The following is a 25,230-nucleotide window of genomic DNA, read 5'->3' as shown; positions in this document are numbered from 1 at the left end:
CGCGTGACACGGGTGGCCTTACCCTGATCATGATCCCGACCAAGAGACGGTACCGACCCGCGACGTCCCGGCAGCGTTGTTGCGTGCGCCCGTCGCAGCATTGATGGCTCAACCAGACCCGTACCGGTGGACAAGGACATCGACCCGGTCCCACGCATGGGCCTCGGGCGAATGCCTCCCGTTCCCCGCGCGCGACACGAGCCAGACCGATCCGATTGGAGTGAACCCCCATGCGACCAACCCCTCTCCTCGCCGCCCTCGCCCTGCTCGCCTCGGCGGCCGTCCCGTCCGCAAGCGCCCAGGAGCGCGTGACCCCGGCCTCCAGCAAGGGTGGCACCCCCTCCGGCGAGCCCTGGGCCGTCGTCCCCGAGAGCTTCCGATCGATGGAGCTGCCCGAGTGGCCCCTCCCCACCGACGCCGAACAATGGCAAACCGAGGGCCGCGACGCCGTCCGATCGACCCTGCTCGACCTGCTCGGCGAACTCCCGCCCCGGCCCGATCCGGCGGCCGTCGAGGTCGTTGCGCGCGAGCAGCACGACGGCTACACGCTCGAACGGTTCCAGTTCCACAACGGTGTGGATATGATGGTGCCCGGCATCCTCCTGATCCCCGACAACCTGAAGGCCCCCGCGCCGGTCATCGTCGGCCTGCACGGCCACGGTAGCTCAAAGGAAAGTATCTGCACCCTTGAAGACCACGGCCAGTACGTCGGCCCGATGCTCGCCCGCAAAGGGTACGTCGTCGCCGCCATCGACGCCTACTTCAACGGCGATCGCGTCGGCCTCGGCCCCGGGGGCGAGAACGACTCGAAGCTCGGCCAGGAGCACAGCCTGTTCAAGCTCCACCTCTGGCAGGGCCGCACCCTCTGGGGCATGATGCTCCGCGACGAGCAATGCCTGCTCGACTACCTCCAGACCCGCCCCGAGGTCGACCCCGACCGCATCGGCGCCACCGGCATGAGCATGGGATGCACCCGCGCCTGGTGGCTCGCCGCCATCGACGACCGCATCGACGCCCTCGTCGGCGTCGCCTGCTTCACCCGATACACCGAGCTGCTCTCCCACGGCGACCTCCGCAGGCACGGCATCTACTACTTCGTCCCCGGCCTGCTCAACCACTTCGACACCGAGGCCATCTACGCCCTCGTCGCCCCCCGCCCCATGCTCCAGCTCTCCGGCGACGAGGACCCCGGCGCCCCCCTCGACGGCGTCGAGACCCTCGAATCCAAGCTCTCGCAGATCTACACCCTGCTCGGCGCCCCCGAGCACTTCCACAGCGTCGTCTACACCGACACCGGCCACGAATACCTCCCCGAGATGAAGGCCGAGATGCTCTCCTGGTTCGAGCGCCACCTCCCCGTCGCTCCCTGAGCGTTCGGGCGAAATCGCGCAAGCATCCGCGTTCGCAATCCCACGGTCCTCCGTCTCCGGTGCGGCCGGGGTCATCCCGGCCCCGGTCCTCCCGGCGCTTCGCTCCCAGATCCACGCAGACGACGACCAGGCCATCCGAGGAGTTCAGGCGCGTCCCTGCCAGAAGTCCGCAGATCGACGCGAATGCGCGACGGCAACGACCAATATCTGATCCGGCTGCACCTGGTACACGAGACTGTAGGGGAATCGTCGAAGCATGACGAAACGGTGCTCTTCATCATACTTGGGGAACAGGCCCGGGTTGGCTTGGATCAAGTCCAAAACCCGATCGGTCTCCGCCTCGAACCGCTCCGCGGCCTGACGGCTACGGACCTGATACCACGCCAGAGCATCCTGATATTCGGCCTGAGCCTCCGGGTGGAACCGGACGTCAATCACCCAGGGCCTCCCGGGCCTGCCGCTTGACCTCAGCCCAGGGGATCGAGGTGACTTTGCCAGCGTTCAGCTCGGCCGATCGCCGTCGAATCACCTCTCGCCAGGAGTCATCGAACGGTGGTCGGTCAGGAGGCTGGACCGAAACAATCAGCGCCTCGATCAGTTCCAGGCGATCCGCGTCGGGCAGGTCGAGCGCCGCGGTCAGCAGTTGCTCGGCAGTCAGGGGCATACGACATTCCTCCATCAAGGTGTCGGTGCTCATTTTACCCGCCCAGGCACGCCCGAGCGATCCCCGAGTTGTCGGGCCGAAGAGGGCCGGCACAACGCCTGGGTTGTCCTGCCGACGCCCTCGCAAGCGGTTGATGACGAGTCAGGAGAACCGGGAGCGACACGACCCCAGCCAACCCGCCGACAGCTCCCCTCACCGGCCCTCACCCTCAACCCGAGTCGGTAACGCCTCATCGCTGACACGGCCCGTCGCTTGTGCGAGGGTGACCTGAGAGGCCATGGGAGTGGTGAGGCGTCAGTCCAGGCCCAGATCGTCAACGATGTGGGCCTCGGGGACGAGATTCCCCTCTCGGATACCGAACTCGCGTCGCATGATTGCCTTGATCTCTTCCCAAACCGCGGAGGGATCGACTGATTCACCGCGAGCGCAAAGAGCCTCGACCACGAAGGCATGAAGGTCTCCGAGACGAACGAGTTTCGGCGCTTCATCGTCGGAGACGGAGATGCCGAACTCCTTTTCGACGGCCATCACCAGTTCAACCGTGTCCAGGCCCATCGTTCCCCGCCTCCCCGGTGGTTTTCCCGGAATCGATCGGCGCCGTTGGGCTCAGAGATCCGTAACCATGACGAGGCCGGTCCTCTCACTCCCTCGTCTTGAAGACCAGCAAATAAGGGACGGCCGGCTGCCCCTTCGCATCCTTGAAGTTGCGGAACCGCTGGCTGTTGATCCAGATCGCATACGTCTTGCCCGCCTCCAGCCTGACCGGGAGGGCGGCCGTCCGCTCGTCCTCGAGGTACTTCGGCGATCCGGTCGTCTCGGGGAACGTCTCCTTGCTGAGCGTCGACCACGACCAACTGCCGTCCTGCATGTCCTTGCTGAAGGTCACCCTGATCGCGGCCAGGCTCGGGTCCACATCCCCCGATCCGGCCTTCGGCACCGTCTCGACCACCACCGGAGGGACCGCGTCGAGCGTGATCTCCTGGGCATATGCTGAACCCCACAGCAACGCAACGCCCAGCGCAACGGTCGCCATCGTGCCACGCATCGGTTCCGCCCTCCCCGTGTGACCGACCTCACCAAACCCCTTGGTGTGACCCCGCCGCACGCGCCTCCCGGCCCCGTACCCCGAAGCCCTTCGGCGCCGAGCCCCATCATCCGCGTCGTGCCGACGCAGGTCAAGCACGAGCACCCCAGGCCCGCCGCCCCCGAGCACCGCCCCGGCCTGCTCGCCTGCGGTCCGCCCCGCTCACCACCCCATTGCCCCGCTCGTGAACCCCCGGCCCCGAATCATCCCCCGAAGATCGCCGTAACCCTTCGACTCGGAATGAGATCCGGAATTCCCCTTCTGATGCCCCCTCCGCCTCCGATCGGCGCACCGCACCGCGTACCGACGGTCGCACTGAGGTCGACCCTATGGGCCCGTGCCTCCCGATCACTCGCTCCCTCTCCCAGAAATCCTCGGCCGATCGCCGCGATTCCTGCTGAGCAGCCACGGGCACCGAGGGATGGACCCGCTTCGAGCGACAAGGAACGGTCGCCGTCCGTCCCGATGGTGGTCGATCACGCCCGGAGGACGAGCCGAGCCCCCGAGCTTAGCCGCCCGAGCCCCCTCGGAAGTACGGAGTATCGACCAGTTCGCCCGATCGATCTCCGTCCAGGACGTTCAGGAATCGCTCATGAGACACTTTCTCCACCACATAAAACGAAGAAACGGCCAGTCCAGGGAACCATCGGGCCAGGATCCGTGCCACGGAGGGCTGGAACGGGTAAAAGTTTCCGCCAAGCACCTGAGTCACGCGAAGCGTCTGCCCCGACTCGAAAAAGTCACGCAGCCCATCGACCGTGAAACCTCGCACGTGTGGGCCGAACACGTGGATCGCCGGCGGTTGTCGGCCGAACAGCAGGGCCACCCGGTTGTGCAGCGACCCCAGGTTCGGCACGCCGATCACCAGATACCCGCCGACCACGCAGACCCGACTCAGCTCGGATACGACCCAGAACAACTCTTTTACGTGCTCAAGTACCTGATTGCAATTAACAACATGAAACGAATTGTCTGCGAATGGGAGGCGTTCGCGCTCCAAGTCGATGCTGGCCACCGCGACCCCCGACGAGCGCAGGAATTCCACGGCCTTCGGGAATCCTTCCACGGCCGAGACGGAAGCCCCAGGGATTGCCTTCTTGATCGCCAGCAAATCGCTCCCGTAACCTGCCCCCACATCGAGGACCGCCGGAGAGGTATTCGGGCCGCACAATTCCGCCACCAGCGGCGCAATCAGATGACGCCCTCGTGTCTCGTCGTTCGTGCCGGTCTTGGCGTTCTTGAGAATGCGATAAAGTCGCTGATACATTACGGTGCTACGGGTTGCATCGCGATAAAGGCTGCCGATTTCCCGAGATGGAGCGGGCCCTCGACGGCTCGATCCTTCGCGAGACACGGGTTCCACACACCGTGACCATTGCGAAGTCGGGTCTTCGACGTTGACGATGGGACGTCTGGGGTCGTTTCCCGGATAAATCGTCCAACCGCGCCGGGCAGGGGAGGATCGTATCACCCCGATCTGAGTCGAACAAGAAGGCCGGTCTGACGCTCGGAACGAAGTCCGGAAGCGATCGACTCGACCACGGCGGTCCCCTCAGATCAGCTCGGTTCGATCGGTCGGCGCCGACACCGGATCGAGGCGTTCCGGAACGCTCATCGCTCCGGAACGCCTCGTCGTGGCAGGTGCCATCTGACCGGGTCTCAGGCCTCGGCCTTCGCCCCGCGCGGCGCGATCAGCCGGAGGCCCTTCGCCTCCAGGGCCCGGTAGCAGTCGGGCAGGTCGAACGCGGCGAGCACGCCCGGCAGGAAGGTCGAGAGGGGCCAGTCGTAGTCCTCGTCCTCGGCCACGTCGGCGAAGGAGGTGAGGGCGTGCTTGAGCGTCACCCGGGTCACGAATCCCTCGTCTTCCAGCACCGCCGCGAAGGTCGCGGGAATTGCCCCCCAGCCCCGGGAGACGAGGTGGACCTCCTCATGCCCGATCCCCTTGAGCCACTCCAGCACCTTGAGCACGTCGAGCGTCCGCTGCGTCGGCACCGGCCGGCCGAGCATGATCCCGTGGGCCGCGTAGAAGTAGTCGTTCCCATACGGATTGAAGTACGAGTTGATCCCGCAGGTGTTCGGCCTCGACTCGCCGATCCCCCGCACGTCGCAGGCGTAGAAGGCCGAATCCGGCTCGGCGTTGACCAACCGTCGGATCAACGGCTCCTCGCGCAATTCCTCATCCGCCGATTTGTCCGAGACGTACAGGATCGCCCGCTTTGCGTCGGCCGGCGGCCGCGAGACGTGCGAGCGGTCATACAGGCGATAGACGATCGCCTCGACCCCCGGCTCGGTCGGCACCCCGTAATTCCCCAGGTGCGACGTCGGGTAATCCCGGCCCGAGATCGGCCGCATGATCCGATACGCCGGCAACGCTCGCGGCTCCGGCAGCCTCATGAACGCCTCGACCGCCGCCCGCGTGGCCTCGGCGTCCAGCTCCCCGCGCTGCTCGGCCAGCCGCTGCGACGCCTCCCGCGTGAAGGCGAAGATCGACTTCGAGCCGAGTTCGCCGCCCACCTGGCCCCCCGGGGCGCACTGGAGCGTCTCGTCCTCCTCCATCGTCAAGTCCGGCTCGGCCGACGAGTCCGACAGGCCCGTCACCTTGTTGAACCAGCCGTACATCGCCTCTCGGTTCTCCTGCGAGAACCCGTGCTCGGTCGGCCCGTAGAACAGGCCGATGTTCTCCTTCGCCCCCAAGAGGTCGTACAGCCTCTGCAGGCGTCGGTGCGCGAGGATCGATCCGCGGACGTCGAAGTAGTCACGTTCCTTGGCGAGGATGATCACCGGCTTCGGCGCCATCGCGGCCAGGAAGTCCTCGTGCTCGAGGCCCAGCTCCAGGGCCCTCGGCGGGCACTGCTCGGTGTCGGCCGGCAGCTCGTTCTCAAGGTTGCGCTGGAAGCTCGTCACGAAGCAGCTCGGCGCCCCCATCGTCCAGCGACGCTCCAGGCCGATCAGCCAGGTCGACATCGTGCCGCCGCCCGAGTTCCCCGTGATGCCGACCCGCTCCGGATCGATTTCCTCTCGGGTCAACAGATAGTCGAGCGCCCGGATGCCGTCCCAGGCGCGCCAGGTGCCGAAGAACTCGCCGGTCAGGTACTGCTGGTTGCCGGCGATCAGGTGCTCCCTCGTGCCTCCGCCGTACCGAGGTTTCCCCTGGTCGTCGAACGACTGCATCCGCTCCCCCTGGCCGATCGGGTCGAAGATCAGGCAAACATACCCCTGCCGGGCCAGCCCCTGGGCGAAGGCCTGATACGTCCCCCCCGCCTTGCCGTTGGCCGAGTGCCCGCAACTGCCGACCACGCCCGGCATCTTCCCGTCGCGATTCGTCGGCACGTAGAGGTTGGCCGTCACGAGGAACCCCGGCCGGCTCTCGAAGATCACATTCTCAATCCGGTAGCCGTCACGCTCGACAATCCCCGTGACCTGTGGATTCAAGGGGGTCTTCTCGGGCAATGGGCCGAAGCTCTCGGCGATCCGCTCGCGGACCGAGGCCACGTAACGCTCGGCGTCCTCCCTCGTCTGCATGGCGCGGAACGCCCGGTTCCGTTGCCGTTCCAGTTGTCGCACCCGCGCCGTGTAGAAATCCTGGAGCATCCTCGGGAATCGGTTGAGGATCGCCCGCTCGCTTTCCTGGGGCGCTAACGGGGCGGCCGAGGCCGATGCGATCGGCTGGAATGCCCGGGCCAGGGTCCAGGCCATCGACAGGGCCGCTCCGCTGCGGGCGAGGTCGCGACGGGTCACGGGGTGTTCGATCAAGGACATGACGGCAACTCCATGCGATCGGGAGTTCGGGGAGGATGGCCTTCCGGCGCCTTCACAGGGGACACTCGCGGTAGTCTAATGCCAGGGGGGGGCCCGCCGCCAAGGGTCAGTCCCGCCCGCCGGTCTCAATCCTCTCTTGACCACGGAGCCGTGATGACGATGTCTCGACCGAAGTCGATTGCCTTGCCCTCGCGTCGCCGATTCCTCCGCAGCTCGCTCGCCGCCGGGTTCGCCCTGTCCGCCGCGCCGGCCTTCGCCCGCGTCCGCCGCGTGGGGCCGAACGACCGCATCACCTTCGGCGTCATCGGCGTCGGCATCCAGGGGCGCGGCCTGGCGGTCCGCATGGCCCGGCGGCCCGACGCCCAGGTCGTCGCCGTGGCCGACGTCGTCGCCGAGCGCCGCGACGACACCAAGGCCCGGATCGAGGACGCCGTCGCCCGTCGGGACGATTCCGCCTCATTCTCCGGCTGCGACGTCTACGCCGACTTCCGCGAGCTGCTCGCCCGCGACGACATCGACGCCGTCATCATCGCCACGCCTGACCACTGGCACGCCATCCCCTGCATCATGGCCGCCGACGCCGGCAAGCACATCTACTGCGAGAAGCCGCTGACCCACTTCGTCGCCGAGGGCCGCGCCATCGCCGACGCCGTCGAGCGCAACGGCATCACCTTCCAGACCGGCAGCCAGCAGCGCAGCCCCGGCGAGTTCGGCGGCAACTTCCCGAGGGCCGTCGAGCTGGTCTGGAACGGCCGGATCGGCGAGGTGAAGACCATCCGCGTCGGCGTCGGCGGCCCCCCGAAGCCCGTCGATCTGGTGGCGCAGGAGGTCCCCGAAGGGACCGACTGGAATTTCTGGGTCGGCCCGGCCGAGTTCCACCCTTACAACGAGGTCCTCTGTCCTCAAGGTATCCACAACCATTTCCCCGACTGGCGCAGTTATGCCCCCTATGGCAACGGCGGGATCGCAGACATGGGGGCCCACCACTTCGACATCGCCCAGTGGGCCCTGAAGAAGCACGAGTCCGGCCCCGTTGCGATCGAGCCGCCGGCCGAGGGGACCACCGGCCTGCGATTCGTCTACGACAACGGCGTGGAGATGATCCACGGCGGTCCCGACGACTGCACCTTCGAGGGGACCGAGGGGATCATCCGCGTCGGCCGCTCGAAGTTCGCCACCGAGCCCGAATCCCTGGCCGAACCCTTGCCCGACGACGCCGAGCGGGTCGATGCCCGGGGCAGCCACTACGATAACTTCCTCGACTCGATCCGGGGTGACGCCCGGCCGGTCGCCTCGGCCGAGGTCGGCCACCGCACGGCGACCGTCTGCCACCTGGGCGTCATCGGCTACCAGGTGCGCCGGCCGCTGACCTGGGACCCGGCCGCCGAGCGCTTCAAGGACGACGACGAGGCCAACGCCCTGCTCTCCCGAGCCTACCGGGATCCCTGGACGCTTTAAGATTGATGAATTCTTTCGAGTTTGCGAATTACAATTCACTTCATCGAGGAAATACGCTGATGTCTCGACTTTTCGCATTCGCCGCCGTGTTTGGAATGCTCTGCCTGGGTGGCGCCGCCTCGGCAGACGACCCCTGGGTCGTCTACGAAGGGGGCTCCGGCCCGGGGGAGGGGAAGCAGATCGTCCTGATCTCGGGGGACGAGGAATACCGCTCCGAGGAAGGCTTGCCCCAGCTCGGCAAGATCCTGGCCACGCATCACGGCTTCACGTGCACCGTGCTCTTCGCAATCAACCCGGAAACCGGCGAGATCGACCCGAACTACGGCGGCAACATCCCCGGCCTGGAGGCGCTCGAGGATGCTGACCTGGTCATCATGGCCCTGCGCTTCCGCGGCCTGCCGGATGAGCAGATGAAGTACATTGTTGACTATGTCGAATCGGGCAAGCCGATCATCGGAATGCGGACCTCGACCCATGCCTTCAACCTGCCCGAAGATTCGACCTATGCCCATTACTCCTGGAGGAGCCGGGACTGGGACGGCGGGTTCGGCCGCCAGGTCCTGGGCGAGACCTGGATCAGCCACCACGGCACGCACGGGTCGGAGAGCACCCGGGGCATCGTCGCCCCCGGCGCCGACGAGCACCCGATCACCCGAGGCATCGACGACGGCGACATCTGGGGGCCGACCGACGTCTACGGCGTCACGCTCCCCTTGCCCGGTGACAGCCGACCGCTCATCCTCGGCCAGGTCGTCGCCGGCATGAGCCCCGACGACCCGCCCGTCGAGGGGGAGAAGAACGACCCGATGATGCCGATCGCCTGGACGAAGACGTACAAGGACGCTCGCATCTTCACCACAACCGCCGGTTCATCCGTCGATTTGGAGAGCGAGGGCCTGCGTCGCTTGCTGGTCAATGCCGCCTACTGGTGCCTCGGCATGGAAGGCCAGATCCCCGAGGAGGGCACCCCCGTCGACCTCGTCGGCGAGTACAATCCGACCCCCTTCGGCTTCAACGCCTACACGAAGGGCGTCAAGCCCTCGGCCCATGCCCTGACACCTTGACCGCGATCGGCCGGACCCGCCCGGCCGGGGGATGAGCATGATCGAGGCGTGGCGGCGGGCGGGGAGCGATCGGAGGCGATCGCTGCTCGCCCTGGACGCGGAGGCCGAAGGTTGGGGGGGGGCAGTGCGGCCCGCCGACCCTCTCGCGATGTCGGCGGGCGGCCGGCACGTGCGTGCCGGCCGCCCCGGCCGACGAGGCTCCCGGCACGACCCGAGCGGGAGTCTCACATCGTCGACATTACCCGGTTTCGATGGTCCAGGCGATCCCTCTTCGTTGAGAATTTTTGAATTTTTTTGAGGCGTGCATCCATCGCTCCCTTCCGTTCAGCGGGATCTCGCGTCACGATGCGACGGAACGGTCCTTCCCTCCACCCCCTCCGCCGACGGTCGATCGGCCTGCCGATCGGATCGAAAAGGGGAGGATCAAGCGGACCCAAGCCGGGCAGGGCGTGATGGCAAAAGCGTCGCCGTCTGGTTCGATCACGGGTCGAAGGGCGACGCGGGGGCCGGTCCGAGGGGGGGCATGGGGAGCCGCTTTCGCAGACGCTTCCCCTTCCTTGCCCTGGTTTCTGGAGAGGCTTGCCATGTTCTGTCGCCAAGGCTTCATCGCGTTGCTGGCGTTGAGCCCGGCAATCGGCCTGGCCGACGACTTCGACCGGCTCGAAGGCCGCACGCTCGCCGCGATTCCGAAGGGCACTGGCTCCGGGGCCGAGGCCCGCGAGGCATTGGCGCTGACCGACCTGCTGGCCTTGCCGAATCTCCTGGACGGGATCCGGTCGCCGGTCCTCGTCGTCGAGACGGACCAGGGCAACCCGAGCCGGGTGATGCTCGCCCCCGGGTTCTGGTCGCCGCCGCCTCGCGACGGGAGTGACCCGGAAGACCGCGACAAGCCGGTCGCCATCCTCATCCTGGAACGCTTCGCCACGTTCGAAGGCGGCGGGGGCGCGGCCCCCGATCGCCTGGCCCAGGGGGAGAATGTCGTCCTGTTCGACGGCTTCCAGTACGACCTCGACTCCGGCCAGGTCGTGCCGGAGGGGCAGGGGGGCGACCTCGCCTTCGTCCGCGACGAGGCGGATGGCGGGACGAGGCTTGAGGCGGTCGGCGGGGCCTCGCTCTTCGTGCTGACGGAGCCTCCCAGGTTCGCCGAAGCGGCGCCGGGTGTTCCCTCGGCCGGCCGGGTGATCGTGCCCGGCGACTACGCCGGCCGCTATCGCCTGTTCGCGGATGGCTCGCAGACCGGCACGCTCGACCTGGCGGTGGAGGGTCGGGCCGTGACGGGCCGCCTGCGGTCGGACCAGACGGGGACCTCGTACGAGGTGGTCGGCGAGGTCGAGGCCGGCACCGATCCCCCCGTGCGGTTCTCGATCCAGTTCCCCCGGTCTCGGCAGGAATACCGGGCCCGGCTCTTTTCCGAGGGGAAAGGCGCGATGGCCGGCACGGTCCTGATCCTCGACCGCGAACGGCCGTTCTATGCCCTCCGCATGGACAGTCCCGAATCCGAACCCGAAACCGAACCCGAATCGGACGACCAGCCATGACCGGACGCCGCTCTCCTCAATCCGACTCCAGCGACTTCGTCTTCCCCAGGTGCCAGGCGATCCCGCAGCTTGAGCGGGCCTCGCTGCGGATCGACGGCCGCGAGGTCGTCGGCTACGAGTTCGAGCCGGGCAAGCCGCGCCCGTGCTTCGTCCCCGTGCTCGGGCCGTCGGGGAAGGAGCTGACGCGGATCGGGCACCCGCACCCGGTCGGCCACGAGCATCACCGCTCGGTCTGGTTCGGCCACCAGTTCGTCGACGACGTCAACTTCTGGGGAGAGGTGCCGAACACCGACATCCAGGTGCGGCACAAGCGGGTCCTCTGGTACGAGGACGGACCCGATTGGGCCGCCTTCGCCGCCGAGATCGACTGGTACGCCGACGGCAAGAATCGCCTGTCGCAGCTTTTGATCGCCGCCGTCGAGCCGAGCGTCCGGTGGCAGGGCTGCTACGCGCTCGACCTGCAATCGCGGTTCACCTCGCCCGACGGCCGGCCCGTCGCGCTGGGCAAGACGAACTTCGGCTTCCTCGGCGTCCGACTGGCCAAGACGATCTCCGAGCAGTTCGGGGGGGGCCGGCTGACCGGGTCGGAAGGGGGGATCGGCGAGGACGCGATCTTCGAGACCCGGAACCGCTGGGTCGATTACTCCGGACCCGTCGCCCCTGGGGTGATGGAGGGGATCGCCTACTTCGACCACCCGGACAACCCGAGGCACCCGTCGCACTGGCACGTCCGCCGCGACGGCTGGATGTCGGCCGCCTTCTCCCACCCGGAGGCGTACGGCGTGGCGGCCGACCACCCGCTCGACCTCCGCTATCGCCTGTTCATTCACGGCGTCGCCGACTTCGAGTCCTCCTTCCCCGACCTCGATCAACCGTGGCAAGAGTTTGCCGAAACCCCGCCGTACGAATACATTGCGAGGGACGAGACCGGCTTCCCGAGCATCCGGCGTCGCCCCCGGGCCTGATCGGATGGCACCCAAAGGTTGAACATTCCGATGAGAACAGGGCGCAGGGTGCTCTCCGGTGTCGCTTTACACTGTGGGGCACCCCGCCTCGATCGGTCTTGAGGTTCGAACCCCGAAGGTCACGGTGAACGACGATCCAGCAACCGCTATGCGAATCTTCGAGATGAGACTGATCCGCAATCGAGCCGTGGTTGGGAGCTCCCTTCGGATGATCCCGATGGCCTTGGTGCTCGCCTGCGTCGCGGTCGGGCCGGCAATCGCGCGGGGTGCCGACGATCGCTTCGACGAGGTGATCCGGCCGATCCTCGAAGACAATTGCTACGCCTGCCATGCGCTCGGGGTGAACAAGGGGAACGTGGACCTGGAAACCCTGGCCGATGCGGGCGACTGGGCCGAGCCCGAGATCCGGGCCTCGTGGCTGGCCGTGCTCAAGAACGTGCAGGCCGAGATCATGCCCCCGTCCGACCATCCGCAGCCGTCGGACGAGGAGCGGAAGATCCTGCTTGACTGGATCACGTACGACGCCTTCGCCATCGACCCCGAGCACCCCGACCCCGGCCGCGTCACGGTCCGACGGCTGAATCGGACCGAGTACCGGAACACGATCCGCGACCTGATGGGCGTCGACTTCAACGTCGAGGCCGAGTTCCCGGCCGACGACACCGGACACGGCTTCGACACCATCGCCGACGTCCTGACGATTTCCCCGTTGTTGATGGAGCGTTACATCGCGGCGGCGCAGGATATTGTGGGCCGGGCGGTCCCGACCAGCTCGGGGACCGTCCCCGAGCGCTCGATCGGCGGCCGGCGGTTCCGGCCCGTGGGGGAGGATGAGAACGATCGTCCGCCCTCCGAGCCTGGGCGGCGATTCGGTGGGTTCGGTCGGAGGGGGGAGGGGTCGCTCTCGCTCTCCTACTACGAGCCGGCCGAGGTGGCCGCGACGGTCGGGGTGGAGCACGACGGCACCTATCAGGTCGTCCTGAATCTTTCCGCCACCGAGCGTTACGTCGAGGACCGGTTCGACGCCAACCGCTGCCTGCTGGTGGTGGCGGTGGACGGCGAGGAGCGGTTCCGCCGCGAGTTCGCGAGGCAGTCGGGCCAGTCGTACCGCTTCCCGATCGACCTGGACTGGGCGGCCGGCGACCACGAGATCACCCTGACCGTCGAGCCCTTGACCCCGGAGGCCGAGCAGGTCCGGTCGCTCACGCTCCGGCTCGATTCGGCCCAGGTCCTCGGGCCGTTCGAGGAGGAGCATCTCGTCCGGCCGGCGAACTACGAGCGGTTCTTCCCCGGCACCGTGCCCGACGATCCTGAGGAATTGCGCGCGTATACCCGCGCCCTGCTCGCCCGGTTCTCCACCCGGGCCTTCCGCCGACCCGTGGGAGACGAGACCGCCGAGCGTCTGACCGACCTGGCCCTGGCGATCGCCGACGAGCCGGGGGCGACCTATGAGGCCGGAGTCTCGCAGGCGATGGTGGCCGTGCTCGCCTCGCCGCGGTTCCTCTTCCGCGAGGAGGGGATCGAGCCGGGAAGTCCCGGGCCGCACCCGCTGATCGACGAGTACGCCCTGGCCTCCCGGCTGTCGTACCTGCTCTGGTCGACCATGCCCGACGACGAGCTGTTCGCCCTGGCCGATCGGGGGGAGCTGCGGGCGAACCTGGCCGAGCAGGTCGATCGGATGCTGGCCGACGAGCGCTCGAACCAGTTCGTGCGGAACTTCGTCGGCCAGTGGCTCCAGGTCCGCAACATCGACTCGATCCCGATCAACGCCTTCGCCGTCCTCTCCCGGGACGAGCCCCCCGACCCCGAGGCCGAGGCCCGCCGCGAGCGGTTCCGGGAGCTGCGGCGGAAGTCGTTCGAGGACCTGACCGACGCCGAGCGGGCCGAGCTGGACGAGGTCCGCGAGCAGTTCGGCCGCTCCCGCGACCGCTTCCGCCAGTTCGAACTGGACCGCTCGTTGCGCGTCGCCATGCGTCGGGAGACGGAGCTGCTGTTCGAGACGATCGTCCGGGAGGACCGCAGCCTGATCGAGCTGCTCGACAGCGACTACACCTTCCTCAACGAACGGCTCGCCCGGCACTACGGGATCGAGGGGGTGGAAGGGGACGAGATGCGGCGGGTCGACCTGCCGGCCGACAGCCCCCGGGGCGGCATCCTCACCCAGGGGACCTTGCTGGCGGTGACCTCGAACCCGGACCGGACCTCGCCCGTGAAGCGGGGGCTGTTCATCCTGGAGAACATCCTGGGCACACCGCCGGCGCCGCCGCCGCCCGATATTCCGTCGCTGGAGGAAGCGGGGAAGGACCTGGGCGGCCGGATCCCCTCGGTCCGCGAGGCGATGGAGCTGCACCGCAGCGACCCCCTGTGCAACTCGTGCCACAACCGGATGGACCCGCTCGGCCTGGCATTGGAACACTTCAACGCGCTGGGCATGTACCGCGAGGTGGAACGCACCGGCCCGATCGACGCCTCGGGCGTCCTGATCACCGGCGAGCCGTTCCGGTCGGTGCAGGACCTGAAGCGGATCCTCGCCCAGGACCGTCGGCACGACTTCTACCGATGCCTGGTCGAGAAGATGCTGACGTATGCCCTCGGCCGAGGGCTTGAGTACCACGACGTTCACACGGTGGACACGCTGGTTGATCGCCTCGAATCGAGCGGGGGACGCGCCTCGACCTTGATCCTCGGGGTCATTGAATCGCCGCCGTTTCAGCGGCGACGCGGGCCGGCGGCGACGACCACCGCCGAAACCAACGCCAATACCAAGAACACCACGTCCGATCCGGGCGACCGGATCATCGGAACCGACTGAGTCAGTCGATCCCTCGAACCTCGAAGGGGAATTCAAAGGTTATGACCGACCGCATCGATCCGATCGCCCAGGACCCTCGTGCCGATTTCAGCCGCCGACGATTCCTCCGAGGCTTGGGGACGTGCGTCGCGCTGCCGGCCCTCGCCTCGTGGCGCCCGACGGGGGTGCTGGCCGCCTCGGCACCGGCCCCGGGCGGCGCGGCGCTGGCCGCCACGACCGCCTCGGGCGCCCCGCTCCGGACGGCGTTCATCTGCTTCCCGAACGGGGCGATCCCCTCGACCTGGTGGCCGAAGGCCGAGGGCTCGGGCGCCGATTTCCAACTGAGCCGGACCCTGGAGCCGCTGGAGCCGGTGCGGGACCTGGTGCAGGTCGTCGGCGGCCTGGACCAGATCAACGCCACCGCCGGTCCCGACGGCGCGGGGGACCACGCCCGGGGCAACGGCACCTTCCTGACGAGCGTCCGCCTGAACAAGAGCGCGACCGACGTACGCGCGGGCGTCTCGATCGACCAGGCGATCGCGCGGCGGATCGGGCATCAGACGCGTCTGCCGTCGCTCGAACTGTCGTGCGAACCGGGCCGACGCTCGGGGGCGTGCGACTCGGGCTATGCCTGTGCCTACCAATTCAACCTCTCGTGGCGGTCGCCGACGACGCCGATGGCCCCCGAGTCGAACCCGCGGCTCGCCTTCGAGCGACTCTTCGGCGAAGGGCCGCCCGAGCAGCGGCGCGCGAACCTGGAGCGTCGGCGGCAGGAGCAGCGCTCGGTCCTCGACTTCGTGATGGACGAGGCGCGGTCGATGCAGCGTCGGCTCGACGCCGAGGACCGGCACAAGCTCGACCAGTATTTGACGGGCGTCCGGGAGATCGAGTCCCGGATCGAGAAGGCCGAGCAGTTCGGCCCCCCGGCCGACCCTGGCATCGACACGCCGCCGGGCGTCCCGCCCGAGTTCGGCGAATACGTGCAGCTCATGTACGACATGATGCTCCTGGCCTTCCAGACCGACTCGACCCGGGTGGCCACCTTCCTGCTCGCGCACGACGGCAGCAACCGCTCGTTCGACTTCATCGGGGTTTCCGAGGGGCACCACGACCTCTCGCACCACCAGAACCGGCAGGACTGGGTCGACAAGATCTCCGACATCGATCGGTGGTACGTCTCGCAGTTCGCCCGGTTCCTCGACCGCCTGCGGCAGACCCCCGACGCCGACGGCAACTCGCTCCTGCACAACTCGATGATCGTCTACGGCAGCGGCAACGCCGACGGCAACCGCCACACGCACGACAACCTGCCGATCGTCCTGGCCGGCGGCGCCGGCGGGGCCTTCACCACCGGGCGCTACGTCCGGCACAACTCCGAGCCGATGGCCAACCTGTTCCTCAGCATGGCCGACCTGATGGGCGTCGACGACTTGGCCCGCTTCGGCGACTCGACCGGACGATTGAGCAACCTTTGAGCCGTTGCTTGAGTTTGGCGATTGCCTGGGACAGACAGGACGCCGGGCTCGGCTTCGGACGCGAGGGCCCCTCACCCCGGCCCTCTCCCCGCCTGCGGGGAGAGGGGGCAGATTGATCCCTCGCCCCCGCATTGCGGGGGAGAGGGTGGCCGCAAGGCCGGGTGAGGGGGCTGGGAGCCGGACGTGACGGTTTGTGATCTGGACGGGATCCCTCTCCCCGCGGGCGGGGAGAGGGGGGCGGAGGCAAGACTCGCCCAAAGGGAGCGGGGACGTTGAGTGAGGCGAGAAGCGGGCGGAGGCGCTGCTAGGCCGTCCCCGCGCCTTCGGAGGCGGAGGCGGTCAGCTCGGGCTGGGACGGCGGCGGGGGGAGCGGCTCGGATGAGGGGTCGTAGGGGCCGAGGATGACCTGCTCGCCCTCGGACAGCCCCTCGACGACCTGCAACCGCTCGACCGAGCCGGGGAGCACGCCGACGGGCCGCGGTTCGACGCCGCCGGGGCCGAGGACGTAGCAAATCGTTTGGTTGCCGACGACGCTCAGCGCCTCGGCGGGGATCGTCAGGGCGTCTTGCGTCGCCGGGATCAGGATCTCGACCTCGGCGCTCAGGCCGGGGAGCAACCGCTCTCTGTCCTCGAGGTCGATCCGGACGTTGTAACGCATGATCCCGGAGAGCTGGGCCATGCGGTCCTCGTTGTCGACGAAGGGGGAGACGCTCGCGACCTTGCCCCGCAGGACGAGGCCCGGCTTGGCGTCCACCCGGACCAGGGCCTCCTGGCCCTCGGAGACCATCCAGATCTGCGTCTGGTTGACCTGGGCCTGGACGACCGGGCGTTCCAGGTCGGGCAGCATGAACAGGCGCATCCGGCGGTAGACCTCCAGGCCGAGGCGGATGGGCGTGTCGTCCCGGGTGGTGCCGTAGACGAGCTGGCCGTCGTGCGGGGCCCGGATCGTGCAGCGTTCGATCTGCTGCTCGGCCAGGGCCAGGCGATCCTCGTCCATCTCGCGACGGCGCTGGGCGAAGGTGTAGGTGGCCCGGGCCTGGTCGAGCCGGGCCTCGAGCTGCCGCGTCAGCTTCGGCTCGGTGTAGCTGCGGTAGTCGGCCAGGGCACGCTCGGCCTGTTCGAGGGCCAACTGGGCGCTGAGCATCGAGATGGCCTCGTCGCGGAGGGCCGAGAGCGAGACATACCCGAGGGGCAGGATGCGGTTGGTCCAGTCCAGGTGGTCGCTCTGCTGCTGGACCTGCGACTTCGCCAGGGCGACCTGGCCTTCGAGCTGCATCAAGGTCTCGAGCCGGACCCCGTCGAGGTATTCGGCCAGGGCGATCTCGGCGGCCTGGAGGTCGTAGCGGGCCTTGGCCTCGACCGCCTGGGCCTCCTCGACGCTGATGCGCAGGAGGCGGGCGATCTCGATGAAGCGGGAGGGGTCGATCTCGGCCAGGACCTGGCCGGCGCGGACGTAAGTCCCCTCGGGCACGAGGCTGATGATGGTCAGGCCCGCCGGGGTCTGCGACCGCCCGCCTCGGCGGCCGCCGCCGCCCCCGCCCGTGGTGGGCAGTCCGGCGCCGCTGATGTTCTCGACCTCGCACTCGATCATCGTGTACTGGGCGCTCTTGACCTGGCCAGGGACCGTCAGGCCGAAGCGGGTCTGGGGGTCGAGCCGCTCGACCTTCGCCACCGGGGGGCCTTCCGGCCGGCGATCCCGGTCCCAGGGCCAGCGTTCGGCCCCGGTGAGCCCGGCGAACCCGGTCATCGCCGCCATCGGGATCGCCAGCACGAGCAGCCTGGTCGGAGTCACGAGTCGCATCGCCAGGGCTCCGATTTCGCAAAGGGGAACAACACCGTCGGTCGCGAGGCCGACCCCCACCGGCCGGCTGATTCGAGCGAGGGGCGCTCGTCGTTCCGGGGCCGATCGGCCGCGACGGAGGCCCGGGGGAGCGGATCCGGCCCCGACGCCAACTCGCAGTCTCTAGGGTTATGAGCGGCAGGACATCCCGACCTGTCCCAACTCTCTGCCGGTCGCCCTTGCCGGATCGGCCCGGCCGTCGCCGCTCCCGGGGGAGGGGTGCGGGGCCGATGCCGCCGTCCTGTCCCCGAGAAGCCCCCCGACCCGATCCTCGGCGTTGCTCGGCAGAGGGGCCGTCGATGGCAACGTCTTCCCCCCGGTTCCGTGTTCTGCTACAACGAGAAGGTGTTACACTCCTGTTGAACACACGCCGGGAGGCGACCAGCCCCGGCCCAGAAAGGGGAGGGGGACCGTCTCATGATCCGAGTCCTCGGTGGCCCGAAGCGGCTCTGCGACGGCATGACCCGACGCGACCTGATGCAGGTCGGGGCGCTCGGCCTCCTCGGACTGGGAGCGGGGGCGGGCGTGCCGGCGGGGCCGGCGATCGGCGCGGAGTCGGCGTCGCGGCTCCCCGGGTTCGGCAAGGCGAAGTCGTGCATCCTGCTGTACCTGTACGGCGCCCCGAGCCAGATCGAGACGTTCGACCCGAAGCCCGACGCCCCGTACGAGGTCCGCGGCGACCTGGGGACGATCCCGAGCAACGTGCCGGGGCTGGCCATCGGCGAGGGGTTCCCCCGGATGGCGAAGGTGATGGACCGCGTGACCGTCTTGCGGTCGGTCACGCATCCGTACCCGATCCACGGCGTCGCCTTCGCCACGACGGCGACCCCCCGGATCGAGCTGCCGATGGAGCTGAACCCGAGGGACGCCGCCCACTGGCCCTACATCGGCTCGGCCGTCGACTACATGGACCGGCGCCAGGCGCCCGAAGGGTTCGTGCCCCCGGTCCCCCGGAACGTCGCCTTGCCCTGGGCGTTCAGCACGCAGCGGACGGGGGAGGTGGCCCGGGCCGGCCCGTACGGCGGGTTCCTCGGGCCGTCGTTCGACCCGGTCTGGACCGAGTTCCAGGGGCGGGGGACGGTCTCGGCCCGCAAGACCCTCGCCGGCAAGACCTGGGAAGGCCCCGAGCTGTACCGCGGGATCACCCCCGACAGCCGCTTCCGCCTGGCCGAGGTGACCGGCCGGCCCCCCGAGTTGACGCTCGACCGCCTCGACCGCCGCCGGTCGCTGCTCCAGCAGATCGAGCGGGCCCGGCCGGGACTCGACGCGGCGATGGACCGCGTCGGCAGCGTCGATGACCAGCGGGCGATGGCCTTCGGCATGATGCAGTCGGGCAAGCTCGCGCGGGCGTTCGACCTGTCGGAGGAGTCGGAATCGACCCGGGACCTCTACGGCATGACCCTCTTCGGCCAGGCCAGCCTGACGGCCCGCCGCCTGGTCGAGGCCGGCGGCCGGTTCGTCTCGGTCTTCTGGGACGAGTACGGCCTGGCCGGCTACGGCTGGGATACCCACTGGGACCACTACCCCCGGATGAAGGACGAGCTGATGCCGGGCCTGGATCGGACCCTCTCCGGCCTCCTGCTCGACCTCGACCAGCGCGGGTTGCTCGACGAGACACTGGTGGTCGTCCTGAGCGAACACGGCCGGACCCCCCGGATCAGCAACATCGCGGGCGGCGGGGGCCGCGACCACTGGTCGCGCTGCTACTCCCTCTTGATGGCCGGCGGCGGGGTCGCCCGGGGGCAGGTCGTCGGCAAGTCCGACCGGATCGCCTCGGACCCGGTCGATCGACCCATCTCTCCCAAGGATGTCCTGGCGACGATCGTGCACCTGCTGGGGATCGACCCGGGCAGCGAGTGGCACGACCGTCAGGGGCGTCCCCTCCCGCTCGTGCCCGAGGCCTCGGTGATTCCCGAGGCCCTCGCCTGACCCGACCCACCGAATACGAGGCCCGATCCGGTGCCCGGCGTCTTCCTCTCCCGATCGACGCCGGGCCACCCCAAGGAAAGGATCCGGGCTTCCCCCCGTTTTTCCTCTCGGGAGCTGAATGATGCCGATGGAGCCGCACGGCCACAACCACGACCACGCCTTTCGCCACCTGAACGCGACCGATCGGGAAGGCCTGATGCTCGTGACCCGCCGCAACATGCTCAAGGCGGGCATGGCCGGGATCGCGGGCCTGACGCTCCCGGACCTGCTGCGACAGCGGGCCGCCGCGTCGGAGGCCGGCCGGCCGATCGCCGGGCGCAAGGCGGTGATTCTGCTGTGGATGGCCGGCGGCCCGAGCCAGATCGACACCTGGGACCCGAAGCCCGACCGCCCGTACGAGAACCGTGGCCCGTTCGGCGTGATCCAGACCGCCCTGCCCGGTGTGCATATCTGCGAGCACCTGCCGAAGCAGGCGGCGATGCTCGACAAGTTCACCATACTTCGATCGGTGGATGCGGCCCACAGCAATCACGAGCCGAACAAGGTCTTCCAGACCGGCAACCTGGAAGCCGCCCCGCGGATCAACCCGAGGGGGGATTCGTACCCGGCCATCGGCTCGGTCGTGGCCAAGCACCGCGGGGCGAATCATCCGGGGATGCCGCCGTACGTCGCCTTCCAGACCTCCCGGACGCACATCGCCTATGCCGGGGTCCTGGGCAAGGAATACGACCCGTTCATCGCCAACCAGGCCGCGCGGCTGCCGATCTACAACAACGTCGGTGTCGATTCCGGCCGGATGAGCAACGCCGAGCTGTTCAACCTGCCCAGCGGCCTGACCGAGCAGCGGATCCGGGGGCGTCGATCGCTGCTCGAACAGTTCGACGACACCCGACGGGCGATCGAGTCGTCTCCCTCGGTCGATGCGATGGACGACTACGGCCGCCAGGCGATCGAGCTGATCGCCGGCCGACGCGCCCGGGACGCCTTCGACCTGGAGCGGGAGCCGCAGGAGATCCGCGACCGCTACGGCAAGCACCTCTGGTGTCAGCAGGCGTTGCTCGCCCGGCGTCTGGTCGAGTCGGGCGTCTCGTTCGTGACGCTCGACCTGAGCTACCACCCGGCCTCGGGCACCTGGGACAACCACGGCGACAACATCCCGCCCTATGGCGGCATCAGCAAGGGGCTGAAGCCCTTGCTGCCGCTGTTTGATCACCTGATCACGACCCTGGTCGACGACCTGGAGCGGCTCGGCCTGCTCGACGACGTGCTCGTGATCGCGCAGGGGGAGTTCGGCCGGACGCCCCAACTGGGCACCCAGGGCAGCACCGACGGGCGGAACCACTGGACCGGCGTCATGTCGATGTGCATGGCCGGCGGCGGCTTGAACCACGGCCAGGTGATCGGCTCGTCGATGCCCGACGGCGGCCACATCAAGGATCGTCCGGTGACCCCCGGCGACCTGGCCGCGACGATCTACAAGCACATGGGGGTCCCGCTCGACGCCCACTACCTCGAGAAGGACGGTCGGCCCCGGGCGATCGTCGATCGGGGGGAACCGATCGCCGAGCTGTTCTGAGGCGACCGAACGGCCCGCGTTCCGTACGCGCGGGCCTTGCAGTCGGATCGATGCCGGATCGCGGCTCGCGAGGCCAGGGCAGTTCGTGCCGGGAACGGCCGCCTCGGCTGGGCGGGCGGGTGATTGTCTGGGCGGATCGCCTCGCCTCGTGTCGCCTCGCCCGACGGCGGCCCTTGCGCACGCTCAGGAATCGATGCGGAAGTGCTGGACGTCGTGCTCGCGGAGCCATTCGAGCAGGGCTTCCTGGTCCTCGTTGATCTCGACCTCGGTGAAGTTCTCGGTGTCGAGGGGGGAGACGAGCAGGACGACCCCCTCATCGAGGGCGCGTTCGACCTCCTCGCGGGCGATCCAGTATTCGTGCGGCCCGAGCGGCGGCACGCCCGGTGCGTCGGGTGCGGACATGAAATAGACCAGTTGCGAGCGGAGCCGGGCCGAGATGGTCAGCGGGGCGACCTCGGGGTGGTCGAGCGGGACCAGGCGAGACTGAGACATCGGAGGGCAAGGACCTTCGGGGGTTGCGGCCGAGCGTCGGCGACACGCGTCGTGCCGCGCCCGTGGGGAGGATCGCTGAACTCATGATAGTCACGGGCAGGAGGACTTGTCACGAAGTCCGGGCCCGCAGCCGGGGCAAGGACGACGACCCTCCCGTAGGGTGCCGTCGAGTCCTCGAAGACGCACCGATCCGTATTCGAAGCGCAGGGGGTGCTTCGAGGACTCGACGGCACCCTACGAGAAAAGCCACCGCCCGGAGGGGCGATGGCTTGGGAGGGGCTGCGAGGCGAGGCAAGACGAGGCCGGATCAGGCCCCGGACCGGACGCGATGGTGCGGGGGGGGCGTCGGGTCGTAGGCGTCGTGGGGGACCTTGCCGGTCTCGAGGAACGCCTTGGTGCGCAACAGGATCTGCTGGAGCTGGTGCTTCGGGGAATAGCCGGCCAGCCAGGCGAGGCCATGGCCGAGGGCGCCGCCGGGGGGGCTGTAGGACATCGAGGCGTGGACCGTCGTGCCGCCGTCGGGCTGGGCGACGTAGCGGGCGGCCCCGGCGTAGCGCAGCTCCGACTGGCCGGAGCTGTGCCAGGCGACGGCCTGGTTCGGCTCGAACCGGGTGATGATGTCCTCGACCTCGAACGTGATGCCCCCGGGGCCGATCAGGGACCATCGCCAGTGGTGTTGCCCGACCTTCTGGACGTCGCGGACGTTCGGCAGGACGTGGGGATAGTTCTCGTAATCGGTCAAGAAGGCGAAGACGTCCTCGACCGGGGCCTGGATCGTGATCGAGTCGTGCGACTCGAAGGCGCGATTGCCGCCGTCGGCCCCGAGCAGGGTCTGGAGCGGCAGGTCGGCGAGGGACCGGCTGAGCAGGCCCGCCCCGGCGAGCCCGCCGGCCAGGCCGAGCAACCCGCCCCGCGCCAGGCCGCCCAGCAGCAGGGCACCGCCCGAGGCCCCGGCGAGCAGCCGGGCCGAGGGGTCCCACTGGGCCGGGGTCGGGTCGGGCCGGGCACTGCTCCGGCGCCGGACCCGATCGTGCAAGGGGGCTTCGAGGGTGTCGGGGCCGTAGTGCGGCTGGAGGTGGTCGATGACCCCGATCACACCCCGGGTCGAGGCGACCGTGTCGAGCAGGGGCTCGACCTCGTCGGGCAGGACCGGGCCGCTGACGGTCGCCTGGCCGTCCAGGACCGAGACGGTGATGTTCCTCGGGTGCGAGGCGACGCGGCCGATGGCCGACCGGATGCGATCGACGATCACCCGATCGGGGGCATGGTCGCTGGTCATCGCGGCCCGGCCCTCGGCGATCAGCCCCTGGGCCCGGTTGCGGGCGTCGACGCCGGCCTTCCGCGAGAGGGTTTCGAGCTGGTGCATCTGGTGGTCGAACTGGTCTCGGACCAGGGCCCGGCGCCGACGGCCCCGCTCGGGGTCGAAGTAGTACATCAGGCCGGCACCGATCCCCAGCAAGGAAAGCGCTCGAATCATGAGTCTGTCGGCCTCGCGTCGAGCCGCATCACTCGATTGAAAGAGGCCGTCCTTCTCTTCGTGGTTGCGGGTGCGTGACACAGCTGCCGTGAGCAACAGATGCAAGGACATCATGCAGAGATTGTGCCAATGAACCCGGGGCGCGAACGCGATCGGGGCGATCGGGGGGCATTTGCCCAGCCCGATCGGGGCGTAAAGCCATCCCGAGGGGTTCCGGATTTCGGAACGGGGGGGCGAGCACCGCCGGGAGGGTCGGGAGGCGGGGCTCCCTCCTCCAGGTTCAGGAGTCGCCCGAGAGGGCGAGCATGAGGATCACGACGCCGAGGATGATCAGGCCCCAGATGGCCAGAGTGACGAAGGCCGTCCGGAGCTCGGGGGAGAGGTTCGGCAAGGCCCGACGCCGGGCAGGCTCGGGGGCCGGGGGAGGGGGAGGCAGGTCGTCCGAGTCCGGTCCTTGTCCCGGAGCGGTCGAAGTGAAGGAAGGAGGGGCGCCGGGGGTTGAGGAGGCAAGGGGCGGCCCGGCGGTCCGGGTCGCGTCGTCGCCGGAGTCGAGCCAGGAGCGGAGGGCGAGGGCGAACTCGCCGATGGTCGGGAAGCGGTCGTCCGGGTTTCGGGAGAGGGCACGGACGCAGATGGCTTCGAGGGCCGGGGAGAGGTCGGGCCGGAATTGTCGGGGGGACGGGGGCGGCTCTTCGAGCTTCCGGTAGATGACCACGTGCGACGGCCCCTGGAACGGCCGACGGCCGCAGAGCAATTCGAACAGGACGACGGCCAGGCTGTACTGGTCGCTGGCCGGGGGGACGTCGCCGTTGATGCCGGCGGCGACCTCGGGGGCCATGTAGCCGGGGGTCCCCATGATCGTGCCGACCTCGGTGATCGTCGCGTCGCTCGGGCCGCGGTGCTGGGCGAGGCCGAAGTCGGCGATCAGGACCTCGCCGGCGGCGTCGATCAGGAGGTTCGACGGCTTGATGTCGCGGTGGACGATGCCCAGCTCGTGCGCGTGTTCGAGGGCCTCGGCCAGGTCGGCGATCATCTCGACCGCGCGTCGGGCGGGCAGGGGGCCGTCGATCAGGAGGTCGGCGACGGTCGAGCCGGGGACGTAGGCCGAGGCGATGTAGTCGTGCCCCTGGTCGTCCTGGCCGGCGTCGAAGACGGGCACGATGTGGCCGTGGCGCAGCTTGCCGGCGGCCCGGGCCTCGCGGAGGAAGCGCTCGACGGCCGAGGGGGCTTCGAGGACCCCCGGGTGCGGGACCTTAAGGGCCACGTCCCGGTCGAGCTGGGGGTCATGCGCGCAGTAGACCGAGCCGAAGGCCCCGGAGCCGATCTCCCGCTTGATGACGTATCGCCCGACCTGCCGGGGCATCTCGCGATCCGGACGAGCCCGCTCCCCGGCCCCCTTGACCAGGGTGGTCAGCTCCTGCGTCTCGGCCGACCCGGTGCGGCCGACCGGCGAGGCGCCGGGGGGGACATCGGCCAGGCTGAACCGCGATCCGCAGATCGGGCAGCGGACGGGATGACCGGCCAGCGAGGGGTCGAAGCGGTTGATCCGCTCGCACGACGGGTTCGGGCAGCGGACGGTCACGGGCATCGCGATCTCCCCGGTGGGATCGGGCAAGCACACCAATCACATCAAAAAAAAGGGAGGGGATGTGGGCGGCTCGCACGGGGTCCGGGGAGACGGCGTGGGAGGCCCAACGGGTTATCCTATGACATGGTTGCCGCCCGGGCCAGCGGACGGCGACCAACGC

General features: G+C 68.9%; 19 protein-coding genes. 9 read left to right on the top strand and 10 right to left on the bottom strand.

Going from position 1 to position 25,230, the window contains the following annotated elements; translation table 11 throughout:
• The first annotated feature begins 230 nt into the window (after positions 1-230).
• The gene (locus AB1L88_RS12045) at positions 231-1,370 is read left to right on the top strand and encodes an alpha/beta hydrolase family protein (protein ID WP_367096906.1); all 1,140 of its coding nucleotides are present in this window, start codon (positions 231-233) and stop codon (positions 1,368-1,370) included.
• Positions 1,371-1,514: 144 nt separating this feature from the next.
• Here the strand turns inward: AB1L88_RS12045 and AB1L88_RS12040 are convergent, their stop codons facing one another.
• The 6 genes from AB1L88_RS12040 to AB1L88_RS12015 all read right to left on the bottom strand — a co-directional run bounded on the left by AB1L88_RS12040 (position 1,515) and on the right by AB1L88_RS12015 (position 6,877).
• Positions 1,515-1,808, bottom strand: a complete 294-nt coding sequence (locus AB1L88_RS12040) for a type II toxin-antitoxin system RelE/ParE family toxin (protein ID WP_367096905.1) — start codon at positions 1,806-1,808, stop codon at positions 1,515-1,517.
• Positions 1,801-2,034 carry an addiction module protein gene (locus AB1L88_RS12035; RefSeq protein ID WP_367096904.1) on the bottom strand — a complete coding sequence of 78 codons (234 nt, stop codon included), beginning with the start codon at positions 2,032-2,034 and terminating at the stop codon, positions 1,801-1,803. The genes AB1L88_RS12040 and AB1L88_RS12035 overlap by 8 nt, the downstream gene beginning before the upstream one ends.
• A 294-nt stretch (positions 2,035-2,328) precedes the next feature.
• Positions 2,329-2,589, bottom strand: a complete 261-nt coding sequence (locus AB1L88_RS12030; protein ID WP_367096903.1) for a hypothetical protein — start codon at positions 2,587-2,589, stop codon at positions 2,329-2,331.
• 85 nt (positions 2,590-2,674) lie between these two features.
• Entirely contained in the window at positions 2,675-3,079 is a 405-nt protein-coding gene (locus AB1L88_RS12025; RefSeq protein ID WP_367096902.1) for an Ig-like domain-containing protein, read from the bottom strand.
• Between the two features lie 547 nt (positions 3,080-3,626).
• Positions 3,627-4,385, bottom strand: a complete 759-nt coding sequence (locus AB1L88_RS12020) for a class I SAM-dependent methyltransferase (protein ID WP_367096901.1) — start codon at positions 4,383-4,385, stop codon at positions 3,627-3,629.
• A gap of 392 nt (positions 4,386-4,777) precedes the next feature.
• Entirely contained in the window at positions 4,778-6,877 is a 2,100-nt protein-coding gene (locus AB1L88_RS12015) for a prolyl oligopeptidase family serine peptidase (protein WP_367096900.1), read from the bottom strand.
• 159 nt (positions 6,878-7,036) lie between these two features.
• Here AB1L88_RS12015 and AB1L88_RS12010 point away from each other — a divergent pair, with 159 nt between their 5' ends.
• From AB1L88_RS12010 to AB1L88_RS11985, 6 genes are all read left to right on the top strand, one after another.
• Positions 7,037-8,335: a Gfo/Idh/MocA family oxidoreductase gene (locus AB1L88_RS12010; RefSeq protein ID WP_367096899.1), complete on the top strand. Its 1,299-nt coding sequence runs from the start codon at positions 7,037-7,039 to the stop codon at positions 8,333-8,335.
• Positions 8,336-8,394: 59 nt separating this feature from the next.
• Positions 8,395-9,399: a ThuA domain-containing protein gene (locus tag AB1L88_RS12005; protein ID WP_367096898.1), complete on the top strand. Its 1,005-nt coding sequence runs from the start codon at positions 8,395-8,397 to the stop codon at positions 9,397-9,399.
• 584 nt (positions 9,400-9,983) lie between these two features.
• Positions 9,984-10,937, top strand: coding sequence for a biopolymer transporter ExbD (locus AB1L88_RS12000; protein WP_367096897.1), 954 nt, complete (start codon positions 9,984-9,986; stop codon positions 10,935-10,937).
• On the top strand, positions 10,934-11,902 hold the full coding sequence (locus AB1L88_RS11995) for a PmoA family protein (protein WP_367096896.1): 969 nt from the start codon (positions 10,934-10,936) through the stop codon (positions 11,900-11,902). The genes AB1L88_RS12000 and AB1L88_RS11995 overlap by 4 nt, the downstream gene beginning before the upstream one ends.
• Positions 11,903-12,110: 208 nt before the next feature.
• Positions 12,111-14,714, top strand: coding sequence for a DUF1592 domain-containing protein (locus AB1L88_RS11990; protein WP_367096895.1), 2,604 nt, complete (start codon positions 12,111-12,113; stop codon positions 14,712-14,714).
• Positions 14,715-14,755: 41 nt separating this feature from the next.
• Positions 14,756-16,168, top strand: coding sequence for a DUF1552 domain-containing protein (locus tag AB1L88_RS11985; RefSeq protein WP_367096894.1), 1,413 nt, complete (start codon positions 14,756-14,758; stop codon positions 16,166-16,168).
• Between the two features lie 304 nt (positions 16,169-16,472).
• On the opposite strand, the gene AB1L88_RS11980 is transcribed toward AB1L88_RS11985, so the two are convergent.
• The gene (locus AB1L88_RS11980; RefSeq protein ID WP_367096893.1) at positions 16,473-17,969 is read right to left on the bottom strand and encodes an efflux RND transporter periplasmic adaptor subunit; all 1,497 of its coding nucleotides are present in this window, start codon (positions 17,967-17,969) and stop codon (positions 16,473-16,475) included.
• A gap of 456 nt (positions 17,970-18,425) precedes the next feature.
• Here AB1L88_RS11980 and AB1L88_RS11975 point away from each other — a divergent pair, with 456 nt between their 5' ends.
• Together AB1L88_RS11975 and AB1L88_RS11970 are read left to right on the top strand one after the other, a co-directional pair.
• Entirely contained in the window at positions 18,426-19,937 is a 1,512-nt protein-coding gene (locus AB1L88_RS11975; protein ID WP_367096892.1) for a DUF1501 domain-containing protein, read from the top strand.
• 118 nt (positions 19,938-20,055) lie between these two features.
• Complete coding sequence (locus AB1L88_RS11970) at positions 20,056-21,513, top strand: DUF1501 domain-containing protein (RefSeq protein WP_367096891.1); 1,458 nt, start codon at positions 20,056-20,058, stop codon at positions 21,511-21,513.
• A 183-nt stretch (positions 21,514-21,696) separates the two neighbouring features.
• Here AB1L88_RS11970 and AB1L88_RS11965 read toward each other — a convergent pair whose 3' ends face one another.
• From AB1L88_RS11965 to AB1L88_RS11955, 3 genes are all read right to left on the bottom strand, one after another.
• A complete protein-coding gene (locus AB1L88_RS11965) occupies positions 21,697-22,005 on the bottom strand; it encodes a hypothetical protein (protein WP_367096890.1) in 309 nt (102 codons plus the stop codon).
• Between the two features lie 307 nt (positions 22,006-22,312).
• Positions 22,313-23,482 (bottom strand): SRPBCC family protein, encoded by a 1,170-nt coding sequence (locus AB1L88_RS11960; protein WP_367096889.1) that lies wholly within the window; start codon positions 23,480-23,482, stop codon positions 22,313-22,315.
• Positions 23,483-23,762: 280 nt separating this feature from the next.
• Positions 23,763-25,070 (bottom strand): protein kinase, encoded by a 1,308-nt coding sequence (locus AB1L88_RS11955; protein WP_367096888.1) that lies wholly within the window; start codon positions 25,068-25,070, stop codon positions 23,763-23,765.
• Positions 25,071-25,230: the final 160 nt, after the last annotated feature.

It is taken from the genome of Tautonia sp. JC769, from assembly GCF_040717455.1.
Lineage (GTDB): Bacteria > Planctomycetota > Planctomycetia > Isosphaerales > Isosphaeraceae > Tautonia.
Note: the sequence above shows the minus strand (reverse complement) of the source record. Positions and strands in the feature narration are given on the sequence as shown.